The 14257-nt window shown below is 45.9% G+C and carries 8 protein-coding genes; 1 reads left to right on the forward strand and 7 read right to left on the reverse strand.

Annotated elements, in window-relative coordinates; translation table 11 throughout:
* Positions 1-25: 25 nt before the first annotated feature.
* The 5 genes from BW947_RS06505 to BW947_RS18785 all read right to left on the reverse strand — a co-directional run bounded on the left by BW947_RS06505 (position 26) and on the right by BW947_RS18785 (position 5881).
* Positions 26-1084 (reverse strand): XdhC family protein, encoded by a 1059-nt coding sequence (locus BW947_RS06505; protein ID WP_076497715.1) that lies wholly within the window; start codon positions 1082-1084, stop codon positions 26-28.
* Positions 1085-1176: 92 nt separating this feature from the next.
* Positions 1177-3483, reverse strand: coding sequence for a xanthine dehydrogenase family protein molybdopterin-binding subunit (locus BW947_RS06510; RefSeq protein ID WP_076497717.1), 2307 nt, complete (start codon positions 3481-3483; stop codon positions 1177-1179).
* The gene (locus BW947_RS06515; RefSeq protein WP_076497719.1) at positions 3467-3946 is read right to left on the reverse strand and encodes a (2Fe-2S)-binding protein; all 480 of its coding nucleotides are present in this window, start codon (positions 3944-3946) and stop codon (positions 3467-3469) included. The genes BW947_RS06510 and BW947_RS06515 overlap by 17 nt, the downstream gene beginning before the upstream one ends.
* An 18-nt stretch (positions 3947-3964) precedes the next feature.
* Entirely contained in the window at positions 3965-5260 is a 1296-nt protein-coding gene (locus BW947_RS06520) for a cytochrome c (RefSeq protein ID WP_076497721.1), read from the reverse strand.
* Positions 5261-5728: 468 nt separating this feature from the next.
* Positions 5729-5881, reverse strand: coding sequence for a hypothetical protein (locus BW947_RS18785; RefSeq protein WP_167368904.1), 153 nt, complete (start codon positions 5879-5881; stop codon positions 5729-5731).
* A gap of 93 nt (positions 5882-5974) precedes the next feature.
* Between BW947_RS18785 and BW947_RS06525 the strand changes: the two genes are divergently transcribed.
* Positions 5975-6862 carry a LysR family transcriptional regulator gene (locus BW947_RS06525; RefSeq protein ID WP_076497723.1) on the forward strand — a complete coding sequence of 296 codons (888 nt, stop codon included), beginning with the start codon at positions 5975-5977 and terminating at the stop codon, positions 6860-6862.
* Between the two features lie 163 nt (positions 6863-7025).
* Here BW947_RS06525 and fusA read toward each other — a convergent pair whose 3' ends face one another.
* Positions 7026-9119, reverse strand: a complete 2094-nt coding sequence (gene fusA, locus BW947_RS06530; protein WP_076497725.1) for an elongation factor G — start codon at positions 9117-9119, stop codon at positions 7026-7028.
* 582 nt (positions 9120-9701) lie between these two features.
* On the reverse strand, positions 9702-14255 hold the full coding sequence (locus BW947_RS06535) for an ATP-binding protein (protein ID WP_076497727.1): 4554 nt from the start codon (positions 14253-14255) through the stop codon (positions 9702-9704).
* Positions 14256-14257: the final 2 nt, after the last annotated feature.

Consider the following 14257-nt stretch of genomic DNA (forward strand, 5'->3'; position numbering starts at 1 on the left):
CAAAATTTTGGGCATTTAAAAACAATTAGATCATGCAACTAGAGCCGCTGTCGACACCAGTGCTTAGCTGTTGCTCTAACGTACCCAGAAGCAAGGGGCGGGTTGAAAGTGTGCCCAGATTTTTGACTCGCACAATATCGGCTAATATCGCTAGGGCAATTTCTGCCGGAGTTTTACTGCCAATAGCTAATCCTATCGGTGCATGAATACGTAATAATTGATCTTTTGTCAGCTCACCAATACGTTCTAAACGTTCACGGCGTTTGGCGCTGTTACGTGTTGAACCCATAGCCCCGATATAAAATGCGGGGGTGTTAACCGCTTCCATCATCGTTAAGTCATCCATGCGCGGATCGTGAGTCAGGGCGACTATGGCGGTATTAGAATGGCAGCCATGTTGTTCCAGATATTTTGCAGGAAAGCTGTTGATCACATTCGTATTGGGTGGACATTGTTCAGCCAGCGTTGCCAATACATTTTCACGTGGCTCCAACAGCACAGTTTCAAACCCCAAAGCATGGGCAAACTCTAAACAGTAATGCGCTACAGGTGAGTAACCGGCCACTAACAGGCGCGGCGCGGCGGCAATACGAATCTCAATGTCGGGATGTTGGTAACTAATAGCAGTAGTCCCAGTTAACTCTTCGGGCACTATCGCGCTACAGGCTTCAGGCAATCGCAATTGTTTCCGCATAGCTTGATAACCTTGCACGGCTTTAAGCTGCTGCTGTAGATAAAAAACGCTCTGCTCGCTTGCCGGAAGGTACTCCACCAATATCTCTAAAACCCCTCCACAGGGTAGTGATACATCGGGTGCCAATTCACCATCGCCATAACGGATCACTTGGCTGGGTTGTTGCCAGCGACCTTTCGCTATCTCACGAATAAAATGATCTTCTACACAACCGCCAGACAAGGAGCCCACCTGTCGCCCATCTTGCATAGCTACCAATAAGGAGCCTGGTGAACGCGGTGATGAACCCCAAGTATGCAGCACGGTACAAAGCCATACTGGGCTGGATTGCACCCAAATTGCGGCTTGTTGTAGTACTTTGGCATCTAATGGTTGGGAGAGATACGACATGAACAGTTCCTGTATAAAAGTAAACGGCGTTAACGCTACCGTTTACTTCATAAGAATATAAATAAGGCCCGCATTAACTACGGGCCTTTGGATTACGCTTTAGTCAATGCGGCTTTAACATCATTCGCAGTCATTGGGATTTTACGTAGCCGTACACCAATGGCTTGATAAATCGCATTAGCAATGGCGGGCGCAACGGGTGTGACCGCCGGCTCACCCAAGCCTGATGGTGCATAAGGGCTGACGATAAATTCAACATTGATCGCAGGTGTTTGGCCAATACGCAATGGTGTATAGCTGTCAAAATTCGAATCTTTGAACTTGCCATTAACCAGCTCAGTCCCCTCATAAAGTGCCATCGATAAGCCCCATAAAGCAGCACCCTGACACTGGGCTTGCGCGCCATTAGGATCAACGATAATGCCCGCATCCACGACCACTTGCAGTTTTTCTACATGCACAAGTCCGGTGCTTTTATCAACCCGAACTTGCGCAGCAACGGCAACCCAAGTGGGCATATCACGCTCTTGTCCAAAGGTCGAGGCTATCCCCATACCACTGCCTTCAGGTAAAGCAGTTCCCCAACCAATCATCTCGGCAGCTTTTTGCAATACCGCAGCTTGGCGCGCGGCGCCACCAGAGGCAATTGGACCGCTGCCAGCATTACGGCCTTGTGCGGTCAATAGTGCTAAACGAAATGCTAAGGGATCTTTACCCGCATGGTGCGCGGCTTCATCCATAAAGCTTTCGAGCGCCCAATTGGTCCACCCTGGGCCAACTGAACGCAACCAACCGGGGCGGAATGAGGCATTAGCAAGATCGTTAGAGACTGCTCTCACCTTTTGTGCGCCAACACTGTACCAATGATCGGCGCCAGCAATAGAGAATGGATCAAACGATTGACCATTTACCCCTTTAGGCATAAAGACAGGGATCATCACCTCGGTCGGCCAACCCGCAGTTGCATGATGTTCCATTGCAATAACTGTTTTATCGGCGTTAAAGGCCATTTTCAGTTGTTGCACAGAAGCCGAGCGCGGACTATCAAACTGCAAATCTTGTGCGCGCGTAAACACCAACTTAACCGGCTTGCCCCCCAGAGCTTTAGACACCAGCGCGGCAGGCACTGTGTAGTCACCGTTAAGACGACGACCAAAACCACCACCGAGCATATAAGCGCGAATAAGAATGTTATCTTCCGCGACACCTAGCGCTGCTGCCAATACCGAGGTCGTTAACGACTGCCACTGACAACCTGAATGGATTTCCCATATACCATCTTCGTTCTGAAACACCAGCGCATTGAGCGGTTCCATCTGCGCGTGTAACACAGTGCTGGTCAGATATTCATACTCTATAGTCGATGCGGCTTGGCTAAACACTGGCTCAGTGTTGACATCGCCCGTATCAAGAATGGCGCCTTTACTGCTGTCTTTTAGCAGCTCACGGCCGTGGTTGATAATATCGACCTCTGACACATTAGCCGCAGCGCCTGCTTGCCAACTGACTTTGACTAACGCAGCAGCTTTATGCGCGGCGTAATAGCTGTCGGCAATAACAACAAGCCAGCCAGGTACCGTCTGACTTGGATCTTCAAGCACTAATGTTTGCTGATAACCTTTAACCGCTTTGGCAGCTGAGTCATCCATTGCCGTCACAGTTGAGCCATAACGAGTCGGCGGCAAAATAGGGGCAGCGTAAACCATACCGTCGATTTTGGCATCAATACCAAATACGGTCTTACCGGTAGTTTTATTGCTGATATCGAGCGACGTTACCTGCTTGCCAACTAATTTCAAATCGTCATTAGGCTTAAGCGGCAACGCTTTAAGCTCTGCTTCAGTGAACTGGCGATTCACCCCTGCGGCAATGAGATCACCATAGCTAATCTCTTTGTTACCACAGATAACTTTGCCGTTACTGGCGTGGCATTTACCCACAGGTACAGCCCATTTTTTGGCAGCCGCTTCAAGTAATGCTGTGCGACCCGCAGCACCTGCCTGACGGTATACTGACCAACTTTGTGACACAGACCAGCTGCCACCTGTGACCATTAAGCCCCATTTTTTATTACTATCAACGTGGACAATTTCTACATCGTCCCAATTGGCTTCTAGCTCATCGGCTAAAATGCGAGCGATGGAGGTACCCACATGCTGGCCCATTTCGGCGCGAATAATATTGACCTTGATTTTGCCTTTAGCATCAATCGAATACCATAATGATGGTTCATACAGCGAGCCGTTATCGGGTAATAGTGCCCCACCTTCAGTAGCAGGGTCCATCGCACTCCAAGACGTACGCGGAAAACCAAAACTCACACCCACTGCGGTCATCGCAATTAAAAAACCTCGGCGTGTCATGCCAGAATCTTTATTTTTATTAGGCAATCTTGACATGGCTGGCCTCCTTCATTGAATCAGCAGCTTCGTGAATCGCTTCGCGAATACGCACATAAGTCATGCAGCGGCATAGATTACCGCTCATCACTGCATCAATCTCTGCATCCGTTGGCTGTGGAATGTCTTTCAACAGCGCCGCAGCCTGCATAATTTGCCCAGACTGACAGTAACCACATTGTGGTACCTGATGTTTCTGCCAAGATATCTGCAATGGGTGAGCCCCTGTTTCAGATAAGCCTTCAATCGTGGTAATGCTAGCACCTTCAACGGCAGAAATAGGCGTCACACAAGAGCGCGTCGCCCGGCCACCGACATGCACAGTACAGGCTCCACAAGTGCCAATACCGCAACCAAATTTGGTGCCAGTCATATCCAGTTCATCACGGATAACCCACAACAGCGGGGTTTCTCCGTCTACATCGGCAGCTACAGGCTTGCCATTCAAAATAAATTTAGCCATTGCTCACTTCTCCCGTGATTAATGTTCAAAGCGTGGTTGAAGACGGATCTCAGCCACTTTTTGTTTTAGGTTAGGCCAAGGTTGTTCACCGGCAGATTGACGTAGATAGGTTGCAATCGCAGTTATATCTTCATCTGATAATGCGTCACGGAACGCAGGCATAACCACCCCTGTGATACCTTGATTAGCACGGAAACCGTCAAGCGTGACATTAATAAGATTCGTAGGATCATCCAAATGCAGTGCACTGCCTAATGCCAGTAGTGGGCGCCCTTTGTTAAGCTCGTTACTACTGTAATGGCACGACTGACAAGAAATCGCATATAAGCGAGCACCATTATCAATACGCGGATCAGGCAGCTGTTGTGACTCTAGAGCCGCCTTAAGCTCTGGGCTACTGGCAGGATTATCACTGTGATTGCCCGCAAGTGCGCCAAAATAAACACTAATCGCCTTGAGATCACTATCAGACAGTGCCGATAAACCCGCATGCACAACAGGCGCCATCGGGCCCGCCGCACTGCCGTGGAAAGAAGAATTACCAGTACGTAGGTACTCATCAAAATCAGCAGCGCGCCACTTCAATGGTGCCTTACTGCTAGCGGTCAACGATGGCGCAATCCAACCATCAATAGCGGCTCCGCTGTACATTTGGTCACGTTTTTCACCACCAAGCGCATTACGTGGTGTATGACATGCCCCGCAGTGAGCAACGCCTTGTGCGAGATAAGCACCACGGTTCCATTCTGCTGATTCATCGACTTGCGATTTAAACAGGGTGGTGTCGGCAAACAACAGTTTCCAACCCGACTGCAAGAAACGAATATTTAGTGGAAACGGGATACCGTTATCGGTTTTTTGCTGACTAACAGCTGGGACTGACGACATGATATAAGCATAAACTGCCTTAATATCTTCATCAGTCATCTTATTAAAATGCTCGTATGGAAATGCTGGCAGCAAGTGGTGCCCATCACGGCTCACGCCGGTTCGCATCGCACGAATAAATGCTTCTTCTGACCAATTGCCGATACCGGTCTGAACGTCAGGGGTAATATTACTGGAGTAGATAGTGCCAAAATCAGTGTGCATCTCGTAATTACCTGCATACGGAGATCCACCTGGCGTGGTATGGCAAGTGCTACAGTAACCTGCGGCGGCCAGCACTTTACCTTGCGCAATCACATCTGCAGCAAACTGGTCTTTGACGGGTGGCGTTATCGGTGCCATCGATGGATGCCAAGCATAAATGCTAAAAGCGCCCACAGCGACGATAGCAGCAATAAACACGCTATATAAACTGCGTTTACGCATATTACATTGCCTCATTGTTTTTTGGTTTTTAATGGAAAAAAGACGAGGCAAAAACCTCACATTCCGTTTATAAATATCACTTGGTTATGTTTGCACGAATAAATGCTGACGATCGCGCTCACAAAATACCCGTAAACTGTGATCAAATTTACAAAACTACACTAGTGTAAACCTATACTCCCTTAGCCGCTAAGAGTAATGCCCATAACGGGTGATTTGTTTAATGATAGATGAAGAAACACGCAACGATAATTGGCAGCGCCCCACGGTTTTATCAGTACGTGAGCCACGTGTTCGAGTAAATCAAAGATAAATATAGTTATATTTTATTGCAGACGAAAAAATCAGCCATTTTATTGCTAAGCGATACTTTCTGATAAAGGAGGTTAAGTCGAGTTTTAGCAGATGAGGTAACAACAATAAGGAACAAAAATACTTTAAATAGAAAACAGAAAATAAAAACCCAGCCTAGGCTGGGTTGACTTGCGGTTTTGCTTTATGCAAAACACCCACCGGCGCCGCTTTAATAACCTGCGACACTTTTGCTGCTTCTACCTCTTTTGTCACAGGCATAGCCGCCTGCCACAAAGCACTTACCCATAAACTTGAAGTGGATTTCATCGGTATTCCCCTATTTTGTTAACAAGGTCAAAGTAATACTCGAGCCATGATTAGTAAAATGAATAAATTCCATAATATGGATTCCATTTAAGCATGAATATTCCAATCAAGACCTTACAGTGTTTTTTAACCTTAGTGGAAACAGAAAACTTTACCCGCGCCGCGCAAAAATGTTTTATTACCCAGCCCACACTGAGCAAAATGATCCAAAGGCTGGAGGAAAGCCTAGGCGAAACCTTGCTTATCCGTAATAACCAGAAGGTAGTATTAACTCAAGCGGGGCAGCTATTTGAACACAGTGCGCGGGAAATTCTAGGCCAATGGCATCGACTGCAAGAGGACATGAGTAATCTGAGCGGCCTAAAGTCTGGGCGATTACGCTTAGGTGTATGCCCTATGATGAGTAGCCTTATCATTGGTTTACTCACCAGCTATCGTAAGCGTTATCCTGGGGTTGAGCTGCAAATGTATGAGTACGGTGGATTTGGCTGCGAACAAGCCCTACTCAATAACAGCCTTGATATCGCCTTTACTGCACTACCAACAACCCATGAGGTGCAGCTCGTCAATCAACCACTGACTAAGTATCCTTTACTTGCTTGTCTGCCAGAGGGACATCCCTTAGCCGAGAAAGACCACTTAAATTGGCAGGACTTTGAACCCTATCCTTTCATTCTCTATAACGAAGATTTCTCACTCGCGAAACTGATTAATCGCCTCAGCCGTAAAGCAGGTGTACAGCTTAATATCGCCTTTCGCAGTGGCCAATGGGATTTTCTTGCTGCTATGGTTGAAGCAGACATGGGCGTAGCGATTTTACCTGAGCCAATTTGTAATCGATTAAACGCTAGTAAATTAATATTTAAACCAATGCAACCCGCTATGACATGGGATCTCGCGCTTATTTGGCGGCAAAATTTACCCTTAACCCCTGCGGCTAGCGCTTTACTCGAATTGAGTAAACAAAAAATTGAGCACTGAGAAGTCGCACCACAACAAACGTTAGATAAACAGGGTCAAGGTTGAACTTGGTCATTAGTCGCACGTGGTTTATCTAAATGTCGTCCATAAAAAAACCGCTGTTAGCCTTAGGGCCAACAGCGGTTTTTATTCACTAACTAAATTAGCGAATAGAAGGTAAGAATTACTTCTTAGCTTCAGCAGCCTTACGTTCTTTAACCTGAGTTACAACTTTCTCAGCTACGCTAGCTGGACATTGGCTGTAGTGTGAGAACTCCATAGAGAACTGACCACGACCAGAAGTCATTGTACGTAGTGTACCGATATAACCGAACATTTCTGATAACGGTACGTCAGCTTTAACACGAACACCCGTTACACCAGCAACTTGGTCTTTGATCATGCCACGACGACGGTTTAAGTCACCGATTACGTCACCTACGTTGTCATCTGGGCTGAACACGTCAACTTTCATGATTGGCTCAAGAAGTTGTGGTTTAGCTTTAGGAATTGACTGACGGAAAGCGCCTTTAGCAGCGATTTCGAACGCGATAGCTGATGAGTCAACTGCGTGGAAAGCACCGTCAGTTAATTCGAACTCAACGTCTAACACTGGGAAGCCAGCGATAGTACCTGTGTTCATCATGCTCGCAAAACCTTTCTCAACTGCTGGCCAGAATTCCTTCGGAACGCTACCACCAACAACTGTAGATTTGAACACGAAACCAGTGTTTTGCTCGCCTGGACGGATGATATATTCGATTTTACCGAACTGACCAGAACCACCAGATTGTTTCTTGTGAGTGTATTGATCTTCAACCATTTGAGTAATTGTTTCACGGTAAGCAACTTGTGGCTCACCTACGATCAACTCAACACCATAAGTACGACGTAAAATGTCTACTTTGATATCTAAGTGAAGTTCGCCCATACCTTTAAGGATGGTTTCACCTGAATCTTCGTCAGTTTCTACGCGGAATGATGGATCTTCAGCGATCATCTTACCGATAGCCACACCCATTTTCTCACTGCCGCCTTTATCTTTTGGCGCAACAGCGATAGAGATTACTGGCTCAGGGAACACCATAGCCTCAAGAGTACATGGGTGTTTCACGTCACATAAAGTGTGACCTGTTTGAACGTTCTTCATACCCACGATAGCGATAATGTCGCCAGCTTGAGCAGATTCAATTTCGATACGGTCATCAGCGTGCATTTCGCACATACGGCCGATACGTTCAGTTTTACCCGTTGCGCTGTTCAGGATGGTGTCACCCTTCTTCAAGCGGCCTGAGTAAATACGTACGAAAGTCAGGGCGCCGAAACGGTCATCCATGATTTTGAACGCTAACGCTTTCAACGGTAAGTCAGCAGAAACAATAGCAAACTCGCCAGTTTCATTACCTTCTTCGTCAGTCAGCGGCTGTGGATCAACTTCTTCTGGTGATGGCAAGTAATCAACAACTGCATCAAGAATAAGTTGCATACCTTTGTTTTTAAAGGCAGAACCACAGTATGTTGGGAACAAAGCCATAGTACGTGTACCAATACGGATACAACGCTTAATGTCTTCAATAGATGGCTCTTCGCCTTCCATGTAAGCTTCCATGATTGCATCGTCTTGCTCAACAGCAGTTTCGATTAACATTTCACGGTATTCTTCAACCATATCAACCATGTCAGCAGGGACATCTTGAATGCTGAAGTTTTCTGGAAGACCTGAGTCATCCCATACGTAAGCTTGACGAGTTAATAGATCAACAACACCTACAAATTGATCTTCAGCACCGATTGGCAGAACCATAACCAATGGATTTGCAGCTAATACGTCTTTAGTTTGCTTAACAACACGTAAGAAGTCAGCACCGATACGGTCTAACTTGTTTACGAAAATGATACGAGCAACTTCTGAGTCGTTCGCATAGCGCCAGTTAGTTTCTGACTGAGGCTCAACGCCACCGCTACCGCAGAATACACCGATACCGCCATCAAGCACTTTCAGAGAACGGTAAACTTCAACGGTGAAGTCAACGTGTCCTGGTGTGTCGATAACGTTGAAACGGTGGTCTTTCCAGAAGCAGCTTACAGCAGCAGACTGAATGGTAATACCGCGCTCAGCTTCCTGTACCATGAAGTCAGTTGTAGATTCACCATCGTGAGTCTCACCGGCTTTATGAATTCGGCCTGTTAGCTTAAGGATACGCTCGGTGGTCGTGGTTTTACCCGCGTCAACGTGAGCGAAGATACCAATGTTTCTGTATTTGGATAATTCGGTCATGATTCAACTTTAAATGAGTAGTTTAAGGAGTAGACGGAGTATGCGACAAACACCGACACACCGCACATCAGATTATTTAGGCGCATATTGTAAATTGGAACCCTGCTCGGCGCAAATGGCTAGCGTACTTTTTCACGACAAAGTCACGTGTTAATTTAACTAAATGACCGTAAACATAAGTTAAAACAAATAAGTAAAACACTTCAGCTTATTTTTTAACCTTAAAATAAAAGCCATTAAAAAAGCCTGACATGCGTTAATAAGGACATTTTTTAACAACTTCCAACGGCAATACGTTAAAAAATATCATCATAAGCACTATCGACTAACAATAAAACGACAAGCAAGTGGCTTAGATAACCGCGTTTAACACCTCAAAATCGCCGCCATAATTCGCGCCAAACTAGTGCTTGTTTGTTAATAATCGGCCTGCATACCTTTAAACTTGGCATTCAAATTCTGTGTTTATAGCCTTATGCATGGTATTAAACTTAAGCGGTCACGTTTATCAGATTTATGCTAAAAAAATACCCGCCAATGGCGGGTATTATCAAACTCATCGGTATCGTTAACCGCTAAGGTTTACTCTTCGACGGGTGATACTACGAATAGTAAGTCACCTTGCGACACTTGTTGACCATTGCTGTTCAAAATGCGCTCGATGCGATACTTCTTATCTTCAGGGTACAAAATTGCACTCTGACGGTTAAAGCCAGCTAACGTCACTTGCGAGAACATCTTCATTGCTTCTGTCAGTGCAAGCGTTTGATCAACCGTAACTATGTCACCTTCTTTTACGAAGTCAGCTTCACCCGGTGCCGATGAGGTATAGAAGATACCTGCACCTTGAGCTAATACTTTCAGCTCGTTACTTTCACCTACGCGTAGTGATTCAGTATCAACTGCGACTGTTTCAGCCGCTGCTTCCATTTCAGCAATTAATGCCGGAATGTCCAGTTCGGCCATTAAGCGTGGCAGATAGTTAGTGTCGTAAACACCCTCGTTAAAGGTACCGTCTTTTAGGATAAGCTTGAGTAACGGAATGTTAGTCGCGATGCCTTTCAGCACTACACTGTCTAAGTATTCGTACAGTTTGGCAATCACATCCTCACGGTTTTCACCGCGCATGATAATTTGCGCAATCAAGCTATCGTAGTATGGCGATACTTCTTTACCTGGCGCGGCAATCGAAATTATTTCGACATCTGGGTGTTCTGGGAACACACACTCAGTGATCTTACCTGGGTTTGGAATAAGCTGCAGTATGCCATGGCTATCGAGCGCTGCTTTCTCAGCCGTCACACGGACTTCCATCGCATAACCAATCTCTTGGGGCTGTAACGCTTCAATCGAACGACCTGCAGCAATATCAAACTGGGCGCTAACGATATCAATACCCGAAGTCGCTTCAGTAACCGGATGCTCAACCTGTAAACGCGTGTTCATTTCCATGAAGTAAACTTCATTGGCATCTAAGTTATAGATGAACTCAACAGTACCTGCACCCATGTAATCGGTCGCATCTCCTAAAGCGCGGGTATAATCCAACACTCGCTTTTTAAGCTCATCAGGCAACATGGTTGAGCCAGACTCTTCAACCACTTTTTGGTTATTGCGCTGTACTGAACAGTCACGAATACCCAGTACCTTGGTATTACCAAACTTATCACGCAGTAATTGCACTTCAATATGACGCAATGATGTTACGTATTTTTCTAAATACAAGTCACCATTACCGAAAGCTGCGGCAGCTTCTGTCGCGGTTTTTTGGAATAAACCAATCATATCTTCAGGGCGTTTAACAACCTGAATACCTTTACCACCACCACCTTGTACCGCTTTAAGCAATACTGGATAGCCGATTTCAGTTGCCACATTCACCGCTTGCTCAGCATTGGTCAAAATGCCGTGCGAACCTGGTACCACAGGCACATTTTGCGCTTGTGATGTCTTAATCGCATTCGACTTGTTACCCATAGTCGTCATTGAATGCACGCTTGGGCCGACAAAGTTAACGCCATTATTGACACATAATGCTGCAAACTGAGGGCTTTCAGATAAGAAACCAATACCCGGATGCAAGGCATCAACTTGTTCGTAATCTGCCACTCTTAACACTGAATACGCGTTTAAGTAACTTTCATCCGAGGTGTTACCCCCTAGACAAACTAACTTATCAGTGTCTTTTAGCATATCTGCAGGTACTGACGTCATATCAGGATCTGACGCCACTAATACCACATTGATATTATTGTCGTGAGCCTTACGAATAAGTTTTACCGCAGTACAACCACGAGCGTGAATCAACACTTTGTTAATAGGTTTCATTAACTTACGCGGATCGTTTTGTACGATCACATCTTCTTCAACGGCCGCTTCAACCACTAAGGTCGATAGCGCATTGATAATCACGTCGTTAATTTTAGCCGTTGGCATTGGCATCAGAGGGTCGATACTTGCTAACTGGCTATCTAAAGTGTCGCTAAATGGGTTATGCACTAAGCTCGCCATTGCGCCAGGTACTTTTGACAGATAGTTAGACAACGTGGCAGTCGATGGCAGGTAAGCGGGTACCACCATTTGACCGGCGAACGGCATATTAGTACCTGACAGGTAATAAGTTTGTACTAATGGGTGAGTCACAAAGCTTGCCTGTGCACCACCGGTACAGTCACCAAAACCAAACATCAATACAGGCAATTCGTTATCACGAATAAAGCGCGTGATACGGTCGTTCACTACAGCCATTGAGAACAGTGCCGCAGCGCCTTCTTTAGTCTGCATGCCACCAGAGCTGATAAAGCACACCACAGGTAATTTACGTTTCGCACACTCAATAAGCAGCGCTGAGAATTTCTCGGCACTGGCCATATCAAATGCGCCCGCTTGGAATGCCGTGTTAGACACAGCCACGCCCACGCGAACCTTTTGGCCTTTCTCTTTAAAGTCAGCAATACCGGTAATCAAACCACACGGACGAATGCCTTTATCTAACGCGTCTTCAATCGATAAACGGAAACCTGGGAAGTTGAGCAAGTTGGCCGACATTTTGTCGCCATTGATCTCTTCAAAATGGGTAAAGAACTGCTTAACCACATTTTCCCACGTCATGTTGCCTTTACGTTTTTCGTCGCGCAGCACTTTTTGGATTAACAAATCTTGATAACCCATGGTTAAGCGGTTCCAGAAGTCTTTACGACGACCAATACGCACCGGGTTAATTGCGCCAGTGTATTTACTGTTATCGCTTTCGCTATCAAAGTACTCAGGCAGTAAACGCTCAAAGAAGTAAGTCAGCACCACGAACAAACTGTCGTTAAGCTGCGGGAAACCCACACTCTTCCATTGCTCTACACGCACCAACAAATCGGCACGGTTCGATTGACCCATGAAATATTTAAGCCACTTATAGAACTTAGCTTTGTCGTTCGAAGTATCTTGTGTCGACATTGCATGGTCAATTGACTTGTGCAGTAGATTGTTCACTGAATTACGTGACAAACTCTTCGACATCATGGCTTCTTTCGCAATTGACGCTAAGCTGCCGACAACGTTGTCGTACAAGGCATTGAAGATCAGAATGTTGTGGCATTGCCAAATAAAGTCTTCACGCAGCTCTTCATTAACAACCACATCGAGTACGGTCAGTTGATTTAGCTCAGGCCATTTAGCTTGAGTCACCGACTTTGGCAAACTTTCTAAGTGCTGAATCAGTCCCTTGAAGTTGTTAGCCGCATTGCTCTTCCAGCGGTGATACAAAGACCAGCTGATGTTAAATAACAGCGCCTTACGTGCTTTTTTATAGTTCTCTTTTGGTTCACCCAAAATCAAACGTGTCAGCATGTTACGCTCAGTTGACACTTCATCACGCTTAGCGACAAAGGTAGTCCACAGTTTATTTAACTCTTCGTCATAAACCAGTTTATCTGGGTTAGATAACCAAGCTTGGAATACCCGATCTTGTTCTTGCTGAATACGCGCCAACAAGTCACCTTCAGGCACGCTAGCACGCGACAGACGACCATATTGCTCTTGCGAAATCGAATGAATACGGCTACGAAGTGTCAAATAACGCAAATAACGGTAGGCGCTACCAAACAGGTTATGGTGACTAGTCGGGCTGCTGGCCACGGCCAATTCTGCATTTTGCTCAAGCGCCATCAGGTTTTTAGAGGGTGCGAGGAAACGCATTAAGCTGCGGTCATAATGTTCACGTAAATCTTTAGAATCACGCACAAAATTTATTGCGGCACGCTCAACAGCTTCTACGCTGCTAATAATCGCGCGACGTAAATTATGCTGACGTTCGTCACGATCGCCCGGTGAAAAGTCAATAATACCGTCAATACAACCTGAGGTATAAAGCTCTTCTGGTGATACACCCACAGATTTTGCACATTCTTGCCAAGATAAGTTGTACTTACGGGCAATACTTTGCAGACCTTGCGGCTGGATCGTGTTGAAAATACCATCACGCAGCGATAATAAAATGTTTGCTGCCGCTAATGGAATTGCGCCACCAGAATAACCGGCACCGATAACAATACCGACTGTCGGTACGTCAACGTTGGCACTTTCTGCAATGGCTTTAGATATTGAATGTGCTTGGTTTTGGCTGTTAGCGATTTCGCCAGCATCCGCGCCAGGAGTGTCAATTAAATAGATAATTGGCATAGACAATTCGGCAAAGTGGCGAATTGCTTTACAGGCGGCGTAGTGATGCTCAGGCATCCAAGCACCGTTAGCAGTAGTGCGCTCTTGGGCGATAAAACCAATACGACGAGTTTGCACGCCAAAGTTAAGCTCGACCTCAGCACTGTAAAAAGCGCCTAAGTGCGTTTCCGTAATCAAACGACCTTTAAGATCGGCAATGATACGTTTTGCACCAGGACGACCTTTATCTTGGGTCGGCTGGATCACTTTAGCCACGTAGCCATCGACATCTAATAATGCCAAGTCTTTCAAGTTTGCCTGAATGGCATCCTCATTTAAAAGACCGTTAATTTCTTCCGATAAACTCTGTTTGCTGTGCTTAGGAAACAGAGAAAAATCCTTTGCCAAGTGCTCGGCCTGTAAAAAAAGCGGATCGGGCGTTTGGGCTTGAGTCATGTGTTTGGGCTGATTATTGCTGGTCATCA

The organism is Shewanella morhuae, from assembly GCF_900156405.1.
GTDB classification, from domain to species: domain Bacteria; phylum Pseudomonadota; class Gammaproteobacteria; order Enterobacterales; family Shewanellaceae; genus Shewanella; species Shewanella morhuae.

What these genes read in the sequence shown, in the direction of transcription:
- BW947_RS06505 (WP_076497715.1), bottom strand. Translation starts at nt 1,084, where the DNA reads ATGTCGTATCTCTCCCAACCATTAGATGCCAAAGTACTACAACAAGCC.
- BW947_RS06510 (WP_076497717.1), bottom strand. Translation starts at nt 3,483, where the DNA reads ATGTCAAGATTGCCTAATAAAAATAAAGATTCTGGCATGACACGCCGA.
- BW947_RS06515 (WP_076497719.1), bottom strand. Translation starts at nt 3,946, where the DNA reads ATGGCTAAATTTATTTTGAATGGCAAGCCTGTAGCTGCCGATGTAGAC.
- BW947_RS06520 (WP_076497721.1), bottom strand. Translation starts at nt 5,260, where the DNA reads ATGCGTAAACGCAGTTTATATAGCGTGTTTATTGCTGCTATCGTCGCT.
- BW947_RS18785 (WP_167368904.1), bottom strand. Translation starts at nt 5,881, where the DNA reads ATGAAATCCACTTCAAGTTTATGGGTAAGTGCTTTGTGGCAGGCGGCT.
- BW947_RS06525 (WP_076497723.1), top strand. Translation starts at nt 5,975, where the DNA reads ATGAATATTCCAATCAAGACCTTACAGTGTTTTTTAACCTTAGTGGAA.
- fusA (WP_076497725.1), bottom strand. Translation starts at nt 9,119, where the DNA reads ATGACCGAATTATCCAAATACAGAAACATTGGTATCTTCGCTCACGTT.
- BW947_RS06535 (WP_076497727.1), bottom strand. Translation starts at nt 14,255, where the DNA reads ATGACCAGCAATAATCAGCCCAAACACATGACTCAAGCCCAAACGCCC.